Below are 17,630 nucleotides of genomic sequence, written 5' to 3' on the forward strand. Positions count from 1 at the left end.
CCACCTCCAGGGCTTTCCTCCCGCGGCCGGAGCGGCGACGCCGAACGCCACCGAACCAACCACCCAACACCCGAACACTACCCGCGATCCACCTCCACCCACCCACCCCACCCGCCCGCTCCCCCACCCCACTCCCCGCCTCGCCCGATCCCCCGCTCCGCCGGCTCAACCCCACCCGTCCACCCCCAGCCCCACCCCGGCCCACCCACCCACCCACCCCGCAGTCTCCCGCCCTGGTGCCAACCGCCCCGGTGATCAAGAGGTTCAGGTCACCACCCCGCGGAAACCCTGACGCGAATCTCTTGATCACCGGGGCGACGCGGGACGGACCAGGGCGGGGCGGGGCAGGGCGGGGCGGGGCGGGTCAGGTTTCCGGGGTGTGGAGGTCGCGGCGGACGGAGAGGAGCTCGATCTCGGGGCGGGCGGCGACCAGGCGCTCGCAGGAGTCGAGCACGTCGCGGACGTGGGCGGCCTCGGCGGCCACCACGGCCACCCCGATCTCGGCCCGACCGTGCAGGTCGAGCGCACCCACCTCGGCGGCCGACACCTCGAAGCGGCGCAACGCCGCCACGATCGGCCGGACATACGATCTCTTTGCCTTCAGCGATCGGGAGTCGCCCGGCAGGAGCAGGTCGAAGAGTGCGGTTCCGGTATACATCGCCCAGGACGTTACGGAACCGTCCCGGACATGCTCAAGGGGTTTACGCCGGTCGGCGTAAACCCCTTGAGCACTGTGTCAGCCCCGGATCAGGAGCGCGGCTTCTCCCGCATCTCGAAGGTCTCGATGGTGTCGCCGACCTGGACGTTGTTGAAACCACCCAGGGTCAGACCACACTCGAAGCCTTCGCGGACCTCCGTCGCGTCGTCCTTGAACCGCTTGAGCGAGCTGATGGTGAGGTTGTCCGCGATGACCGCCCCGTCCCGCAGCAGCCGCGCCTTGGCGTTGCGGCGGATGATGCCGGACCGGACGATACAACCGGAGATGTTGCCGATCTTGGACGAGCGGAAGACGTCGCGGATCTCCGCGGTGCCCAGCTCGACCTCCTCGTACTCCGGCTTGAGCAGCCCCTTGAGCGCGGCGTCGATCTCCTCGATGGCCTGGTAGATGACCGTGTAGTACCGGATCTCCACGCCCTCGCGGTCGGCGATCTCGCGGACCTTGTTGGCGGCCCGCACGTTGAAGCCGATGATCGTGACCGCCTCGGACGAGGCGCTCGCGAGCATGACGTCGCTCTCGGTGATCGCACCCACACCCCGGTGGATGATCCTGAGCTGGACCTCCTCGGGGATGTCGAGGTTGAACAGCGCGTCCTCGAGGGCCTCCACGGAACCGGAGACGTCGCCCTTGAGCACCAGGTTGAGCGAGGTCTTCTCGCCCTCCTTGAGCTGCTCCATGAGCGTCTCGAGGGTGGCCCGGCCACGGGAGTTGGCGAAGGACGCCGCCCGCCGCCGTGCCTGCCGCTGCTCGGCGATCTGCCGCACCGTACGGTCGTCGGCCGCCGCGAGGAAGGTGTCACCGGCACCCGGCACCGCGGTCAGACCGAGAACCAGCACCGGACGGGCCGGACCTGCCTCGGTGACCTGGTTGCCGTTCTCGTCGAGCATGGCACGGACCCGGCCGTGGGCCCCACCGGCGACGATCGAGTCGCCGGCCCGCAGGGTGCCCTTCTGCACCAGCACCGTGGCCACCGCGCCGCGACCCTTGTCCAGGTGTGCCTCGATGGCCACACCCTGGGCCGGGCCGTCGATCGCCGCGGTCAACTCGAGCGACGCGTCGGCGGTCAGCAGGACCGCGTCCAGCAGCTCGTCGATGCCGATGCCCGGCTTGGCCGCCACGTTGACGAACATGGTGTCGCCGCCGTACTCCTCGGCGACCAGGCCGTACTCGGTCAGCTGCTGGCGGACCTTGTCCGGGTTGGCCTCCGGCTTGTCGACCTTGTTGACGGCCACCACGATCGGCACGTCGGCCGCCTTGGCGTGGTTGAGCGCCTCGATGGTCTGCGGCATGACACCGTCGTCGGCCGCCACCACCAGCACCACGACGTCGGTGACCTGGGCACCACGGGCACGCATGGCGGTGAACGCCTCGTGACCCGGGGTGTCGATGAAGGTGACCGCCCGGTCCTCGCCCTCGTGCGGGACGTGGACCTGGTACGCGCCGATGTGCTGGGTGATGCCGCCCGCCTCGCCGGCCACGACGTTCGCCTTGCGGATCGCGTCGAGCAGCTTGGTCTTACCGTGGTCGACGTGACCCATGACGGTCACCACCGGTGCCCGGCTGACCAGGCGGTCCGCCGCGACCTCGGCGTCGAGGTCGATGTTGAACTGCGCGAGCAGCTCGCGGTCCTCGTCCTCCGGGCTGACGATCTGCACGTCGAAACCGAGGTGCTCACCCAGCAGCAGCAGGGTCTCGTCAGAGCAGGACTGGGTCGCGGTGACCATCTCGCCCAGGTTGAACATCTCCTGGACCAGCGAACCCGGGTTGGCGTTGATCTTGTCGGCGAAGTCCGACAGCGAGGCGCCACGGGAGAGCCGGACGACCTGACCCTGACCCCGGGGAGCACCCGAGGACATGGTCGGGGCCGACAGGTTGTCGAACTCCTGTCTGCGCTGCTTCTTGGACTTGCGGCCACGGGTCGGCCGGCCACCCGGACGCCCGAAGGCACCCGCGGCGCCACCGCCACGACCACGGCCACCGCCACCGGGGCGGCCACCGCCACCGGCCGGGGCACCCGGACGGAAACCGCCGCCGGGAGCACCACCGCCACCACCGGGGCCACCACGGTAGCCACCGCCGCCGGCGCCACCGCCGCCGCCGGGACCGCCACGGAAGCCACCGCCGCCGCCACCGCCACCGGGGCGGAAGCCACCGCCGCCGCCACCGGGACGACCGGCGCCGCCACCGGGGCCACCACGACCGCCACCGGGACCACCGGGGCGACCGGTGGTGGGCCGCTGGCTCGGCATCGAGGCCGGGCTGGGACGCGGCGGCATGGAGGCCGGGCTGGGACGCGGCGGCATGCCGGCCGGGTTGCCGGGCCGGGGACCACCAGCACCGGCGGCCGGGGGCCGCTGGGGCTGACCGCCCTGGATCCCGAACGGGTTGTTACCGGCGCCGCGCGCCGGCGGACGACCACCGGGCCGGGCACCCGGACCCGCCGGGGCGCCACCGGGACGACCGGCGGCCGGGGTACCCGGACGCGGCGGCACGGCGTTCGGACCGGGACGCGGACCCGGACGGGGACCACCCTCGGTCGGGGGCTCCCGTCGGACGGTGTCCCGCTGCTGCTGCCGGGCGGCCTGGGCGGCCTTGACCGCCGCCTCCTGCTCGGCCTTCAGCGCGGCGGCGCGCGCCTCGGCGGCCGCCACCTCGATGTCGTGGGCGCTCGCCGGCTTGGCAACCGGGGTCACCGGCTGCGGCGGACCGGGGACCGGGCCCTTGGGCCTCGGTCCAGGGGTCGGCGCGGCCGGCCGCCGGGGCGGCATCGGTCGGGCCGAGACCCGGGGGGCACCCGGGGTCGGGGTCGGCGTCGGGGTCGGTGCCGGGCTCGGGGCCGCCGCCGGAGCGGACGGTGCCGACGAACCACCGGCGGACGCGACGAATGCGCCACGCAGCCGACGGGCGACGGGCGCCTCGACGGTGCTGGACGCGGACTTCACGAACTCGCCCATTTCCTTCAACTTGGCGAGCACTGTCTTGCTCTCGACCCCGAGCTCCTTCGCAAGCTCGTGTACGCGGGCCTTACCTGCCACTGCACTCCTCACTCCGAGGTCGTGCGGGCAGCACCCGCAGCGACCTCACTCCTGCACTTGAAGCCTGGTCATTTCAGGGACTTCATCGTGTGCTCATGTCGGTCGTCCTACCTTGCTAGCGACCCTCGCCCGGTCGGGTTGACCGGACGTAGTGGTTGGCGCATCGACGTGCTCCGCGACGGCACCGTGGTCAGGAACCCCGGTGAGCCGCAGCGCCCGCCCGAAGGCGCGACGCCGCACCGCCAGCGCGAAGCAGGCCGGATCCGGGTGCAGGTTCGCTCCCCGACCCGGCAGACTGCGGCTCGGATCAGGCCGGAGACTGTGACCATCCTCGTCACCGACCGCGACGATCCGCAGCAGTTCGCTGGCCGGCGCGCGTTTCCGGCAACCCACACAGGTGCGCTCCGGTTGCGCGCGTCGTACCACTGGAGGAAGTCTACCCCTAGCCGCCCGAGATCGCTCCGCCCGGCTCCGGGACGCCCCCGGCCGCCTCCCGGCCGCCGGTGCCCGCCTGCTCCGCGTCGGAGCGGATGTCGATCCGCCAACCGGTCAACCGGGCGGCAAGTCGGGCATTCTGCCCCTCGCGCCCGATGGCCAGGGAGAGCTGGAAGTCCGGCACGGTCACCCGGGCGGTACGGGTGGCCAGGTCGACCACCTCCACCCGCAGCGCCTTGGCCGGGGAGAGCGCGTTGCCGACGAAGGTCGCCGGGTCGTCCGACCAGTCGATGATGTCGATCTTCTCACCGTGCAGCTCGCTCATCACGGCGCGGACCCGCTGGCCCATCGGCCCGATGCAGGCCCCCTTGGCGTTCACGCCCGGGGTGGTGGAGCGTACGGCGATCTTGGTGCGGTGACCCGCCTCACGCGCGATCGCCCCGATCTCGACGGTGCCGTCGGCGATCTCCGGGACCTCCAGCGCGAAGAGCTTCTTCACCAGCGCCGGGTGCGACCGGGAGAGGGTGATCTGCGGACCGCGCATCCCCTTGGTCACGTGCACCACCACGCAGCGGATCCGCTCGCCGTGGTGGTAACGCTCCCCGGGCACCTGCTCGGACTGCGGGAGCACGCCCTCCAGCTTGCCGAGGTCGACGCTGACGATGCCCTTCTCGCTGCGGGCCTCGTGCGCCTGCACCACGCCGGTGACCAGGTCGCCGTCGCGGCCGACGTACTCGCCGAAGTGCACCTCGTCGGTGGCCTCCCGCAGCCGCTGGAGGATCACCTGCTTGGCGGTCATCGCCGCGATCCGGCCGAAGTCGTGCGGGGTGTCGTCCCGCTCCCGCACCACGCTGCCGTCGTCGTCCAGCTCCTGGGCGTAGACCAGGGCGGCCCCGGTCCTACGGTCGATCTCCACCCGGGCGTGCGACTCGGCGCCGTCGGTGTGCCGGTAAGCGGTCAGCAACGCGGTCTCGATCGCCGCGAGGATCGTGTCGAACGGGATCTCCCGCTCGCGCTCCAGTGCGCGCAGCGCCGCGAGGTCGATGTTCACCTCTCCTCGCCCTCCACATCATCATCGTCGTCGTCATCTTCGTCGTCGGCGTCGTCGCCGGCCCCGTCGCCCAGGTCCGCCTCGTCGATCTCGTCGAGGCGGTGGAACTCGATCTGCACCCGGCCGGGACCGAGGTCGGCGTGGCGGTGCTCCACCCGGCCGGCGTCGGTCTCCAGCACCACACGCTCGTCGTCGACCGCGACCACCCGGCCGGTCACCTGACGGTCCACCGCAGGCTGCCCGTCGGGTCGCGCGACCCGGGCGGTCACCTTGACCAGCCGGCCGGTGCTGCGTCGCCAGTGCCGGGGCAGCGTCAGCGGACGGTCCACCCCCGGGGAGCTGACCTCCAGCTGGTACTCCCCCGCCACGATGTCCCCGCCGGACTCCTCGGCCGCGTCCAGCGCCGCCGAGACCAGCCGGGAGACGTCCGCGACGGCGTCCAGGTTGATCCCGCCGTCGGCGTCCACGATCACCCGCACCACGTGCCGACGGCCGGCCCGGGAGACGGAGACGTCCTCCAGGTCGTAACCCGCGCCGGTGACCACCGGTGTGATCACGTCACTCAGCGTGGCCCGGCGGGCGGCCAGGTCGCCCCGGGACGCGCCCGCACGGTCCCCGCCCCGGGGGCCGTCGGTGCGACGGGAGCGTCCCGTCGGCGCCGCCGGCCTGGTAGCACGACCACGCTGCGTCATCTGGGCACCCTTCTCCTGGTCAACGGCGGTCGTCGGAACGGCACGCCGGGACGCCACCGGGGCGGCAGCGCCGGTGGCTGCGCAGAGCGTAACGCGCCGCCGGGGGGACGGCCCCGGCGGCGCACCGACGGCGGTCGCCCGACGGTCGGCACGGATGGTGTTGACTTGTCCGGTGGCCACCGGCAGAACGACGACTCACCACGACGGAGCGGGGCGATCCCGGCGTTCCGTGCTCCGCACCGGCGCGCTCCTGGCGGTCGGCGTGACCGCCGTACCGCTGACCGGTTGTGACCTCCTCGACCGCGACGGGCCGGACCGGCCGCCCGACCCGCTGGAGCCGCTCGCGGGCGAGTCCCGGGCGCTGGCCGACCGGTACCGGGCCGCGATCGCCGCCGACCCGGGGCTGACCGACCGGCTCACCCCGATCGCCGACGCGCACGCCGCGCACGCCGACGAGTTGCGCCGGCTGATCGGCCGCCCCGCGCCCAGCGGCCCGGCGACCCCGGAACCGACCGCGGCCACCGGTACACCCGCCACCGTCCTGGCCGGGCTGCGGGCCGCCGAGCAGAGCGGCCGGGACAACGCGGCGAAGGCGTGCGCCGACGCGCCGGGCGAGCGGGCCGCGCTGCTCGGCTCGATCGCCGCCGCCCGGGCCACCCACCTGGAGGCGCTCAAGTGAACCGCCGTACCGCCCCGTCCGCCCCCGGCGGCGCGCTGGCCGACGCCCTGGCCGCCGAGTACGCCGCCATCTACGCCTACGGCCCGATCGGGGTACGCCTCACCGACGCCGACCGGCGGGCGGCCCGCGCCGCCGAGGCGGCCCACCGGTCCCGCCGGGACGCGCTGGTCCTCCAGCTCAGTGCCGCCGGCGGCACGGTCCCCGCCGACCAGGCGGGCTACGCGCTGCCGTTCCCGGTCACCGACCGGGTCAGTGCGCTGCGGCTCGCGGTGCAGGTGGAGGAGCGCACCGGGGCGTTCTGGCGGGCGGCGCTGCCGGTCACCACCGGCGCGGACCGCACCCGGGCGCTCAACGCGCTGACCGACTGCGCGGTACGGGCCACCCGGTGGCGGCGCAGCGCCGGCACCACCCCGCTGACCGTCCCGTTCCCCGGCCGCCCCACCTAGCCCCGACGCCGGCCGCACGACGGGCCACCGGGTGACGCCGGTCACGCCCCGGTGCTCGCTCCGGTTGCGCTGCGCATACGGGGTATGCATACTCCGTTGCCATGTCCATCCGTCACGGCCTGCTCGCCCTGCTCGAGCGTGGCCAGATGTACGGCTACCAGCTCCGGGCCTCCTTCGAGGAGTCGACCGGCTCGACCTGGCCGTTGAACATCGGTCAGGTCTACACCACCCTCAACCGGCTGGAACGCGACGGCCTGGTCCGTTCGCTGCCCGAGCACGAGGGCGGCCAGCGGCCGTACGAGATCACCGACGCCGGACGGGCGGACCTGGCGCTGTGGTTCGTCACCCCGATCAGCCGCACCGACCGGCCCCGCGACGAGCTCTCCATCAAGCTGGCCCTGGCGCTGACCACCCCCGGGGTGGACGTCCGGGCCGTGGTGCAGACCCAGCGCAGCGCGACCATGCGTACCCTCCAGGAGTTGACCCGGTTGAAATACACCAGCGACCGGCCGGAGGACCTGCCCTGGCGGTTGGTGCTGGACGCGATGATGTTCCAGGCCGAGGCGGAGGTCCGCTGGCTGGACCACTGCGAGACCAGCCTGGTCCGGCACCGACCCGCGACGCCGACGACCCGCACCGGGTCACCGCCGGAGGTGGTGGACCGGGCCGACGAGGAGGCCCACCGGTGACCGGTTCCGACTGCGCGGTGCTCGAACTCCGCGACGTGCACCGTACCCACGGCGGCGGCGCGGCGGCGGTCCACGCGTTGCGCGGGGTGAGCATCACCGTGCGTCCGGGTGAGCTGGTGGCCGTGATGGGGCCGTCCGGTTCGGGCAAGTCGACCCTGCTCACCCTGGCCGGCGGGCTGGACCGGCCGACCGCCGGGGAGGTGCTGGTCGAGGGGGAGCCGCTCGGCCGGCTGGACGGGCGACGACTGGCCCGGCTGCGCCGCCGCCGGATCGGCTACGTCTTCCAGGACCTGAACCTGCTCGGCAGCCTCACCGCCGCCGAGAACGTGGCGCTCCCCCTGGAACTCGACGGGGTGGGGGTACGACCGGCCCGGCGGGCGGCGCTGGAGGCGCTGGAGGAGGTCGGCCTGACCGGGCTCGGCGGGCGCTTCCCCGACCAGATGTCCGGCGGCCAGCAGCAGCGGGTGGCGATCGCCCGCGCGCTGGTCGGCCAGCGGCGGCTGGTGCTGGCCGACGAGCCGACCGGAGCGCTGGACTCGCAGACCGGGGAGGCCGTGCTGCACCTGTTGCGGCGCCGGGTCGACGCGGGCGCGGCCGGTGTGCTGGTGACCCACGAGGCCCGGCACGCGGGCTGGGCGGACCGGGTGGTCTTCCTCCGCGACGGCCGCATGGTCGACTCGACCGCGCCGCTGACCGGGGTCGAGCACCTGCTCTCGGGCATCGGCCGGTGAGCCGACCGCCCCGCCCCGAACGCTCCGGGCGGCTCGGCGAGGCGGTCGGGTCCTGGCGGGCGGCGCTGCGGATCGCCCGGCGGGAGGCCCGCCGGGCGCGGGGGCGTACCGCGCTGGTGCTGGCGATGATCGCGCTGCCGGTGCTGGCGTTGAGTTTCGTGGCGGTCAGCTACGACATGGCCGCCCTCACCCGGGCGGAGAGTTTCGACCACCGGGTCGGTGACGCCGACGTGGAGCTGCGCTGGTTGTCGGAGAATCCCCTGCATCAGGACACCTGGGGCGAATCGACCTGGCCCCGGCAGGGTGAGCAGGTGGACCGGGAGCGGCCGGTGGACCGCCGGGAGATCGAGACGTTGCTCCCCGCCGGCAGCCGGATCAGCCGGATCCTCTGGTGGGTGCCGTTCGAGGTCCGGATCGGTGACCGCACCGAGACGATGGACGGGCGGGTGCTGGACTTCACCGACCCGCTGGCCCGCTCGACGGTGCGGCTGCGGGCCGGTCGGGCGCCGACCGCCCCCGACGAGGTGGCGGTCAGCAGGCGGGCCGCCGCCCGGCTGGGCGTACGGGTCGGTGGGACGGTCGCCCCGGCCGACGGTTCCGGCCGGTGGCGGGTGGTCGGCGTGGTGGAGTTCCCCAGCCAACTCGGCGAGGTGGTCGCGGTGGCCCCGGGCGGGCTCCCCCGCCTCGGCCCGGGCCACGAAGAGAGCTGGCTGGTCGACCTCCCCGGTGCGCTGGACACCGCCCTGGTGGACCGGCTCAACGCGCACGGCGTCATGGTCCGCGCCCGCACCGCGGTGCCCGGCGGGCAGCCGCCCGGCGGGGGGCCCGAGCGCGTCACGCTGCCCGATCCGGTGGCGGCGAGCAACTCGGTCCTCGTCGGTGGGCTCGGCCTGTTGGAGGTCGTCCTGCTGGTCGGCCCGGCCTTCGCGGTCGGGGTCCGCCGCCGCCGACGGGATCTGGCGCTGGTCGCGGTGGCCGGCGGTGACCCGGTGCACCTGCGCCGGATCGTGCTCGCCGACGGGGTGGTGCTCGGTGGCCTCGGCGCGGTGCTCGGGCTGCTGCTCGGGGTCACCGCCGCCGTCCTCGGCCGGTCGCTGGTCGAGGAGTACGTCATGGGCGAGCGGGGCGGCGGCTACCGGTTCTTTCCGGCGGCGCTCGCCGCGATCGCCGGGGTGGCGGTGCTGGCCGGGGTGCTGGCCGCGCTCGCCCCGGCGCTGGCCGCCGCCCGGCAGGACGTGGTGGCCGGGTTGGCGGGCCGCCGGTCGGTGCCACCGCACCGGCGGCGCTGGCTGGTCCTCGGGGTGACACTCACCGTGCTGGGGGCCGGGGCCGCCGCACTCGGTGCCGGCCACGGCGACACCCCGGTGCTGCTCGCCGGGCTGGTCCTGGGCGAGTTGGGCCTGGTCTTCGCCACTCCGACGCTGATCGGGCTGCTCGCCCACCTCGGCCGGCTGCTGCCCCCGGCACCCCGGATCGCGTTGCGCGACGCCAGCCGCAACCGTTCCTCGGCCGCGCCGGCCATCTCGGCGGTGATGGCCGCCGTCGCCGGCAGCGTCGCGCTCGGCGTCTACGTGGCCAGTGACGACGCCCGGAACCGGGCCGAGTGGCAGCCGGGCATGCCACCCGGTCGGGTGCTGCTGGTGCGGGCGGACCGCGAGGGCACCGGCCCGCTGCCCCCGCTGCCGCTGGTCACCGAGCGGATCCGGGCCGAGCTGGGCACCGACGCGGTGGTGCCGCTGGCCGTCCCCGAATGCGTCGACCAGACGCCGGACGGGTACTGCTCGGTGACGTCGGTCCTGCCGGCGGAGCGGGTCTGCCCGTACGAGGCGAGGGAGTACCGCTCGGCGGAGATCCGCCGGCAGGCGCTGGCCGACCCGCGCTGCGCCGCGCCGGCCCGGGCGGTGAACGGCTCCTACCTGCCCACCCTGGTCGACGACGGAGCCGCCCTGAGGGTGCTCAGCGGTGCCCCGCCGGAGGAGGTGGCGGCGGCGGGCGCCGTGTTGCGCGCCGGTGGCGTGGTGGTGACCGACCCCCGGTACCTCGTCGAGGGTCGGGTGGTCGTCCGGGTCGACCGTTCGACGGGTGGTTCCCGGCCGTCGACGTTGACCACCGTCACCCTCCCCGGGTACCTGTTGCGCGGCGGGCTGCCGGTCGACCGGCTGGTGCTCTCCCCGGCTGCCGCCGGTCAGGCGGGCCTGGCCGCCCGGCCGTTCGGCTATGCCGTCGACACCGCCACCGCGCCGTCCCCCGCCCAGCTCGACCGGGTGGTGACCGCCCTGCGGCCGGTGTTGCCGGTGTCGGTGGAGGTGGAGCGGGCCCCGCCGGCTTCCGCGCAGCGGCCGCTGCTGCTGTTGCTGGCCGCCGGTGCCGGGGTGATCACGGTGGGCGCCGCCGGGGTGGCCACCGGGCTCGCCGCGGCGGAGGGCCGCCGGGACCTGTCCACGCTGGCCGCGGTGGGGGCCAGTCCCCGGGTACGCCGGGTGCTCTCGCTCTGCCAGGCGGGGGTGATCGCCGGGGTGGGTTCGGTGCTCGGCATCGCCGCCGGGCTCGGCTCCGCGTTGATCATCCTGACCGCGATGAACCGGCAGTACGCCCAGACGTGGCCGGTCGAGTCGCCGTACCCGGTAGTGGTGCCCTGGCAGACCCTCGGCGTGCTGGTGGTGGTGCCGTTGGTGGCCATGCTCGGTGCGGGTCTGTTCACCAGGTCCCGTCTCGCGGTCGAACGCCGACTGGACTGACGGTGCGGCCGGCCTGGTCGGTCCGTCGGTGCCGGGATGGGATCCGGTGGGTGCGGATACGGGTCCGACCAGGCAGACTGGCCCGGTGCCCGTCATCGGAAGCCTCACCCGTCGGCTCGGTCACCACGAGTGGTTCGGCACCGCCATGCGCCTGCTGGTCCCCGCCGACCGGCTGGTCGGCCGGCTCACCCGCGGCCGGGTGGTCGCGTTGGGGCTGGTCCCGTCGCTGATCATCACCACCACCGGGCACCGGTCCGGGCTGCCGCGCAGCAATCCCCTGCTCTACGTGCCGGACGACGACGGTTTCGTGGTGATCGGCTCCAACTGGGGTCAGCGCCAGCAGCCGGGGTGGGCGTTGAACCTGCTCGCCCGGCCGCAGGGGGAGGTGACCGTCAAGGGTCGCCGGCTCGCCGTCCGGGCCGACCGGGCCACCGGGGCGGAGCGGGAACGACTCTGGCAGCTCCTGGTCACCGAGTGGCCGGCCTACCGGACGTACGTGCAGCGGGCCGGCGGCCGGGAGATCCACATCTTCCGGTTGGTCCCGACCGGTCCGGCCCAACCGTGACCGCGCCGGCCGTCAGCCGAGGCCGCCCTGGACGCCGATCAGCATGCCGACGAGGTACGTCGCTCCGGCCGCCGCCGCGCCGAGCAGGAGCTGACGCAGCCCGCCGGACCACCACGGGCGACCGGTGAACCGGGCCACCACCGCCCCGGCAGCGAAGAGCCCCACCCCGCCGATGGCGAGCGCCAGCACCAGGCTGGTCGAGCCGAGCAGGTAGCTCAGCAGCGGGATCAGCGCGCCGACGGAGAAGCAGAGGAACGACGAGACGGCCGCCGCCCAGGGGCTGGGCTGTTCGTCGGGGTCGACGCCCAGCTCCTCCCGGACGTGCACCCGCAGCGCCTCCTCCGGGTTGCGGCGTACCGCCTCGGCGACCTGGGTGGCCAGGTCGCGGGGCAGGCCCCGGGCCACCCAGGCGTCGGCCAGCTCGCGGGCCTCCGCCTCCGGGTGGCGTTCCAGCTCCCGGCGTTCCTTGGCCACCTCGGCGGCGACCTGCTCGTTGGCCGAGCGGACGCTGGTGTACTCGCCCAGCCCCATCGAGATGGCGCCGGCGACCAGGCCGGCGGTGCCGGTCAACACGATGCTGTGCGCCGACACCCCGCCGCCGCCGACCCCGGCGATCAGGGCGATGTTGGTGACCAGCCCGTCCATCGCGCCGAAGACGGCCGGCCGGAGCCAGCCGCCGGACACGTCCGCGTGGTGCGCCTCGCGCAGCGCCGCCGGGGTCTCGGTCACGGCAGGGTGAGGATCTCGTGGCCGTCGTCGGTGACGACGATGGTGTGTTCGAACTGGGCGGTCCACTTCCGGTCCTTGGTGACGACCGTCCAGCCGTCGTCCCACGTGTCGTACTGGTAGGTGCCGAGGGTGATCATCGGCTCGACGGTGAAGGTCATCCCCGGTTCCATGATGTCGGTGGGGCGGGGGCTGTCGTAGTGCGGCACGTAGAGGCCGCTGTGGAACGCCTCGCCGATGCCGTGGCCGGTGAAGTCGCGGACCACCCCGTAGCCGAAGCGCTTGGCGTACGACTCGATGACCCGGCCGATCACGTTGATCTGCCGGCCGGGGCGGATCGCCCGGATGCCGCGCATCATCGCCTCGTGGGTGCGTTCGACCAGCAGCCGGGCCTCCTCGCTCACCTCGCCCACGCAGAAGGTGGCGTCGGTGTCGCCGTGCACCCCGTCGAGGTACGCGGTGACGTCGACGTTGACGATGTCGCCGTCGACGAGCTCGGTGGAGTCGGGGATGCCGTGGCAGATGACCTCGTTGATGCTGGTGCAGCAGGACTTGGGGAAGCCCCGGTAGCCGAGGGTGGAGGGGTAGGCCCCGTGGTCGACGAGGAACTCGTGCACCACCCGGTCGATCTCGTCGGTGGTCACCCCGGGCTTGCAGTGCTCCCCGGCGAGCTGGGTGGCCTGGGCCGCCAGCCGGCCGGCGACCCGCATCTTCGCGATGGTCTCCGCGGTCTGCACGTGGGAGCCGCGCCACTGCTGCGGTTGCTTCCTGCCCACGTACTCCGGTCGGGCGATGTGGCCCGGAACCGCTCGCCACGGGGAGAGCGTGCCGGGGGTGAGCGGGGCACGGACGGTCATGACGACAGCCTATCTCCGGGCACCCGCGTGATCCCCGGCACGGCGGTTGTTGCCGGCACCACCGGGCTGTGCCATTGTGGCTGCGTGGATCAAGGGGGCGCACCTCCCGTGTTCTCCGCATGCGCGGAGGTCGCCGGTGACCACGCCCGCGTCACGGTGACCGGTGAGGTCGACATGGCCACCGCCGACACCATGATCCAGACCGCGCTGCGGGAGCCTGCCCGGCAGCTCACGCTGGACCTGCGCGCCGTCACCTTCTTCGACTCGGCCGCCATCCACGCGGTGGTCCAGCTCGCCCAGCGGTTCCCTCCGGGCGCGCTGACCGTGCTCCCGTCCCGGCAGGTCAGACGGGTGTTGGAGATCTCCGGCCTCGGCGAGCAGGGCTGGCTCGACCCGGCCTGACCAGCGCCGGCCCGGCTCAGTCGGTCAGCCGGCGGCGCAGCGACACCTCCGTGCCCTCCCCGGTGCGCCGTACCGTCAGCTCGCCCAGCGCCTCGATCAGGGCGAGTCCCCGGCCCCGGAAGCCCGCCCCGGTCGACTCCCGCCAGCGGCCGGTGTCGCGCACCGTCGCCACCACCGTGCGGTCGACGATCGACACCTCGACGGCGATGGTCGGCTGGACCGGCGCGACCGGGTGCTCGATGGCGTTGGCGGCGGCCTCGGAGACGGCGACGGTCAGGTCGAACAGGTCGTTCTCGGCCACCCCGTGGGCGACCAGGAAGTCCTCCAGCCGCTTGCGCAGCACGCTGAGCCGGGTCGGGTCGGCGGGCAGCCGCAGCGTGAACCGGTTCGGCTCGGCGGCCTCCAGCGCCAGCACCGCGACGTCGTCGTGCCGGGTGCGCCCGTCGACCCGCGCCACCACGGCGTCCACCAAATCGGCGACGTGCTCGCCGCCGGTGCCGGCGTCCACCCGGAGCTGGGCCAGGGCGGCGTCGATGCCGGCGTGCCGGTCCTCGATCAGCCCGTCGGTGTAGAGCAGCAGCCGGCCACCGGGGGCGAGTTCACCCCCGGCCGTCCGGTAGTCGGTGCCGGCGATCGCGCCGATCGGCGGTCCGAGCGCCCGTTCGTGCAGGAAGGCCACGTCGTCTCCTCGGATCAGCAGGGGGGACGGATGACCGGCGCTGGCGTACCGCAGCCGGCCGGTGTGCGGGGAGAAGGAGAGGCAGAACACGGTGGCGAACGACTGCCGCTCGGTCGAGCCGACCAGCCGGTTCAGCCGGGTCAACGCCTGCCCCGGGTCGTACCCCTCCAGCAGGTACGCCCGCAGGCCGTTGCGGAGCTGACCCATCGCGGCGGCGGCCCGCACCCCCTTGCCCACCACGTCGCCGATGACCAGCACCACCTCGTCGTCGCCGATGCCGATCACGTCGTACCAGTCGCCGCCGACCTCGACGTCGGTGCTGCCGGGCAGGTAGCGGCTGGCCACCACCGCGCCGGGGAGCTGGGGCAACGAGCGGGGCAGCAGGCTGTGCTGGAGGGTGGTGGCGATCCGGTGCTCGGCCTCGTAGAGCTGGGCGTTCTCCAGCCGTACCCCGACCAGCCGGGCCAGTTCCGCCACGGCGGCCTGGTCGGTGCCGTCGCCCTCGTGCCGCCAGACCCGCAGCTCGCCGAGCTGCGCACCGGTGGTGCCGGTCAGCGACAGCACCTGGGACGGCTGGTCGGGGGCGGTGCCGCCGCCGTCGGCCTCGTGCCGCGCGCCGGTGGTCGTGGCGACCACCACCCGGGCCGCCTCGGCCAGGTGCAGGGCGTGCCGGGCGGCGACCTGGACCACCTCGGCGGTCGACTTCGCGGTGTTCACCGCCACGGCGGCGTCGGCGAGCGCCCGCAGCCGGCGGATGATCTGCCCACGGAGCTGGCCCAGCTCGACGTTGGCCCGGACCCGGGCGATCAGCTCCGCGCCGGAGAAGGGCTTGGTCAGGTAGTCGTCGGCGCCGACCGAGAGGCCGGCGACCGCCTCGGCGGAACCGGCCCGTGCGGAGAGCAGCACGATCGGCACGTGCCGGGTACGCCGGTCCGCCCGCAGCGCGGTGACCAGGCCGAAGCCGTCCAACCGGGGCATCATCACGTCGGTGAGCACCAGGTCGAACGGGCTCGCGGTGGCCTCCCGCAGGGCTACCGCGCCGTCCGGGACGGCCACCACCTCGTACTCGGGGCCGAGCAGTCGGGTGACGTGTTCGCGCAGGTCGGCGTTGTCGTCGGCGAGCAGGACCCGGCCCGCCCGCCCGGTGCCGCCGCCCGCCGGGGCGGCCGGCCCGCCGTCGGTCCACAGGGCGGTCTCCGCGACGTAGAGCGGCGCCTGCGGCGACTCGGCGGTGGGCAGCGGCGTCGCCTCGGCGACCCGGTCGGCGGGCAGGTGCGCGGAGCCGAACGGCACGGTCACCGTGAACCTGGTGCCCTGGTCGACCCGGCTCGCGGCGGCCACCGTGCCGCCGTGCATCTCGACCAGCTCACGGACCAGGGCCAGGCCGATCCCGGTGCCCTCGTGGCTACGCGACCGCGCCCCCGGCACCCGGTGGAACCGCTCGAAGACGTGCGGGAGCTCCTCGGCGACGATGCCCACCCCGGTGTCGGACACCTCCAGCCGGGCCGCGTCGTCCGCCGCGACCAGCCGGACCCGGATCTCACCCTCGAAGGTGAACTTCAGCGCGTTGGAGAGCAGGTTGAGGACGATCTTCTCCCACATGTCCCGGTCCAGGAAGACCGGCGCGGGCAGCGGCGGGCAGTCCACCACCAGCCGCAGCCCGGCCCGCTCGGTCGCGGAGCGGAAGGTGCTGGCCAGCCGGGCGGTGTACGCGGCGAGGTCGGTGGGCTGGTAGTGGGCGGCCAGCCGGCCGGACTCCAGCCGGGAGAAGTCGAGCACCGTGTTGACCAGCTTGAGCAGGCGCAGCGCGTTGCGGTGCATCACGGTCAGCCGGTCGAGGTGCGCCGGCGGCAGCGCCGGATCGGCCAGCATGTCCTCCAGCGGGCCGAGCACCAGGGTCAGCGGGGTCCGGAACTCGTGGCTGACGTTGGCGAAGAAGTTGGTCTTGGCGCGGTCCAGGGCGGCCAGCTCGGCCGCGCGGGCCCGCTCCTGCTCGTAGACCCGCTGCTGGCCGACCACCCGGGAGACCTGGGCGGCGATCAGGCCCACGAAGTCGCGGTACTCGTCGTTGAACGGCAGCCGGGCGGAGAGGCCGACCACCAACACCCCGGCCGGCTCACTGGTGGCGGTGAGCGGCAGCGCCAGGGCCTGCTCGGCGACACCCTGGGGCACCTCGCCGCACAGCTCGGCCACGTCGATCCGGGCGGCCACCCCACCGGCGGCGACCCGGGACAGCACGCTCGGCAGTTCGGCCGGCACCCGGTCCGGATCGATACCGCTGGCTCCGGTCAGCACCGGGCGGCCGGTCTCGTCGGTCAGGTGGACCAGGGCGAAGGGGACGTCGTCCCGGTGCCCGTCCAGCACACCCGCCGTCGCCTGCCCCAGCTCCGCCATGCTGCCCGCCGCGCCGAGCCGCGAGCCGAGTTCGGCCAGCGCCCGCAACCGTCGTTCGCCGAGAACCCGGCCGGTGGTCTCGTTGACGAAGCAGAACACCCCGTTGACGCCGCCGTCGGCGTCCCGGATCGGGTCGTAGGAGATGTCGAAGTAGACCTGCTCGACGAAGCCGTGCCGGTCGAGCAGGAACGGATGGTCCTCGCCCCGGTACGCCTCCCCGGTGCGGCGCACCCCGTCCAGCAGCGGGCCGAGCGCGTCCCAGGTCTCCGCCCAGTGCTCGGGGGCCGATCGGCCGAGCGCCTGCGGGTGCTTGTCGCCGATGGTCGGCCGGTAGGCGTCGTTGTAGAAGGCGAGCTGTTCAGGACCCCAGAACATCACGATCTGCGCACGCGAGGAGAGCATCATGCCGACCGCGTGGCACAGCGCCGACGGCCAGGTGTCCGGGGTGCCCAACGGGCTGGTCGACCAGTCGTGCGCGGCCAGCAGGCGGCCCATCTCGCCACCCGCGGCGAAGGACGCCGCCAGGGCCGGCGCCAGCCTCGGCAGGGCGGGCGGAGCGGGGTCACCGGGCACGGTGCCCCCGGGCGGCGTCGAACTCCCGGACGGGGTGGCCCTGCCAGACCGGGGGGCGTCGGCAGCCGACAGGAAGGACAACCCTCGTCCCTCCTCGCCCCCATAGGACGAGCTCATCCGCGCCCCCTGCTCGGCCGGTCGTGCCCCCCAGTACGCCCCGGCTGACGCCGGCCGCGCCACGTCTTCTACCCCGACGGGTCGGAAACGTAACGCGGGGGTT

Annotated in this window: 15 protein-coding genes; 7 read left to right on the forward strand and 8 right to left on the reverse strand. The window is 74.2% G+C overall.

Annotation, left to right across the window (positions count from 1 at the left end):
• Window positions 1-364: 364 nt before the first annotated feature.
• From GA0070623_RS10870 to rimP, 5 genes are all read right to left on the reverse strand, one after another.
• On the reverse strand, window positions 365-658 hold the full coding sequence (locus GA0070623_RS10870; RefSeq protein WP_067304987.1) for a DUF503 domain-containing protein: 294 nt from the start codon (window positions 656-658) through the stop codon (window positions 365-367).
• A gap of 89 nt (window positions 659-747) precedes the next feature.
• On the reverse strand, window positions 748-3,753 hold the full coding sequence (gene infB / locus GA0070623_RS10875) for a translation initiation factor IF-2 (protein WP_067304986.1): 3,006 nt from the start codon (window positions 3,751-3,753) through the stop codon (window positions 748-750).
• Window positions 3,754-3,846: 93 nt separating this feature from the next.
• On the reverse strand, window positions 3,847-4,179 hold the full coding sequence (locus GA0070623_RS10880; protein WP_084261169.1) for a YlxR family protein: 333 nt from the start codon (window positions 4,177-4,179) through the stop codon (window positions 3,847-3,849).
• Between the two features lie 16 nt (window positions 4,180-4,195).
• Window positions 4,196-5,239 carry a transcription termination factor NusA gene (gene nusA, locus GA0070623_RS10885; RefSeq protein ID WP_067304984.1) on the reverse strand — a complete coding sequence of 348 codons (1,044 nt, stop codon included), beginning with the start codon at window positions 5,237-5,239 and terminating at the stop codon, window positions 4,196-4,198.
• Complete coding sequence (rimP, locus tag GA0070623_RS10890; protein ID WP_067304981.1) at window positions 5,236-5,931, reverse strand: ribosome maturation factor RimP; 696 nt, start codon at window positions 5,929-5,931, stop codon at window positions 5,236-5,238. The genes nusA and rimP overlap by 4 nt, the downstream gene beginning before the upstream one ends.
• A gap of 229 nt (window positions 5,932-6,160) precedes the next feature.
• On the opposite strand from rimP, the gene GA0070623_RS10895 reads away from it, so the two are divergent.
• The 6 genes from GA0070623_RS10895 to GA0070623_RS10920 all read left to right on the forward strand — a co-directional run bounded on the left by GA0070623_RS10895 (window position 6,161) and on the right by GA0070623_RS10920 (window position 11,779).
• Window positions 6,161-6,610, forward strand: coding sequence for a hypothetical protein (locus tag GA0070623_RS10895; RefSeq protein ID WP_172898391.1), 450 nt, complete (start codon window positions 6,161-6,163; stop codon window positions 6,608-6,610).
• Window positions 6,607-7,056, forward strand: coding sequence for a ferritin-like domain-containing protein (locus GA0070623_RS10900; RefSeq protein WP_067304979.1), 450 nt, complete (start codon window positions 6,607-6,609; stop codon window positions 7,054-7,056). Before GA0070623_RS10895 ends, GA0070623_RS10900 begins: the two co-directional genes overlap by 4 nt.
• A 101-nt stretch (window positions 7,057-7,157) precedes the next feature.
• Window positions 7,158-7,745, forward strand: a complete 588-nt coding sequence (locus tag GA0070623_RS10905) for a PadR family transcriptional regulator (protein ID WP_067304976.1) — start codon at window positions 7,158-7,160, stop codon at window positions 7,743-7,745.
• Window positions 7,742-8,476: an ABC transporter ATP-binding protein gene (locus tag GA0070623_RS10910; RefSeq protein ID WP_067304973.1), complete on the forward strand. Its 735-nt coding sequence runs from the start codon at window positions 7,742-7,744 to the stop codon at window positions 8,474-8,476. Before GA0070623_RS10905 ends, GA0070623_RS10910 begins: the two co-directional genes overlap by 4 nt.
• Window positions 8,473-11,214 carry an FtsX-like permease family protein gene (locus tag GA0070623_RS10915; protein WP_067304970.1) on the forward strand — a complete coding sequence of 914 codons (2,742 nt, stop codon included), beginning with the start codon at window positions 8,473-8,475 and terminating at the stop codon, window positions 11,212-11,214. Before GA0070623_RS10910 ends, GA0070623_RS10915 begins: the two co-directional genes overlap by 4 nt.
• Window positions 11,215-11,299: 85 nt before the next feature.
• Entirely contained in the window at window positions 11,300-11,779 is a 480-nt protein-coding gene (locus GA0070623_RS10920) for a nitroreductase family deazaflavin-dependent oxidoreductase (RefSeq protein WP_067304967.1), read from the forward strand.
• A gap of 12 nt (window positions 11,780-11,791) precedes the next feature.
• Here the strand turns inward: GA0070623_RS10920 and GA0070623_RS10925 are convergent, their stop codons facing one another.
• Window positions 11,792-12,508 carry a VIT1/CCC1 transporter family protein gene (locus GA0070623_RS10925; RefSeq protein ID WP_067304964.1) on the reverse strand — a complete coding sequence of 239 codons (717 nt, stop codon included), beginning with the start codon at window positions 12,506-12,508 and terminating at the stop codon, window positions 11,792-11,794.
• Window positions 12,505-13,362 carry a type I methionyl aminopeptidase gene (map, locus tag GA0070623_RS10930; RefSeq protein ID WP_067304960.1) on the reverse strand — a complete coding sequence of 286 codons (858 nt, stop codon included), beginning with the start codon at window positions 13,360-13,362 and terminating at the stop codon, window positions 12,505-12,507. Before map ends, GA0070623_RS10925 begins: the two co-directional genes overlap by 4 nt.
• Before the next feature lie 84 nt (window positions 13,363-13,446).
• Between map and GA0070623_RS10935 the strand changes: the two genes are divergently transcribed.
• A complete protein-coding gene (locus GA0070623_RS10935; protein WP_172898392.1) occupies window positions 13,447-13,764 on the forward strand; it encodes an STAS domain-containing protein in 318 nt (105 codons plus the stop codon).
• Window positions 13,765-13,780: 16 nt separating this feature from the next.
• Here the strand turns inward: GA0070623_RS10935 and GA0070623_RS10940 are convergent, their stop codons facing one another.
• Complete coding sequence (locus GA0070623_RS10940; RefSeq protein ID WP_089004302.1) at window positions 13,781-17,332, reverse strand: SpoIIE family protein phosphatase; 3,552 nt, start codon at window positions 17,330-17,332, stop codon at window positions 13,781-13,783.
• Window positions 17,333-17,630: the final 298 nt, after the last annotated feature.

The sequence above is a fragment of the Micromonospora rifamycinica genome, from assembly GCF_900090265.1.
In the GTDB taxonomy this organism is placed as follows: Bacteria; Actinomycetota; Actinomycetes; order Mycobacteriales; family Micromonosporaceae; genus Micromonospora; species Micromonospora rifamycinica.

Coding starts and splice junctions, on each gene's coding strand:
- GA0070623_RS10870 (WP_067304987.1), bottom strand. CDS start 658: ATGTATACCGGAACCGCACTCTTCGACCTGCTCCTGCCGGGCGACTCC.
- rimP (WP_067304981.1), bottom strand. CDS start 5,931: ATGACGCAGCGTGGTCGTGCTACCAGGCCGGCGGCGCCGACGGGACGC.
- GA0070623_RS10905 (WP_067304976.1), top strand. CDS start 7,158: ATGTCCATCCGTCACGGCCTGCTCGCCCTGCTCGAGCGTGGCCAGATG.
- map (WP_067304960.1), bottom strand. CDS start 13,362: ATGACCGTCCGTGCCCCGCTCACCCCCGGCACGCTCTCCCCGTGGCGA.
- GA0070623_RS10940 (WP_089004302.1), bottom strand. CDS start 17,332: ATGGGCCGCCTGCTGGCCGCGCACGACTGGTCGACCAGCCCGTTGGGC.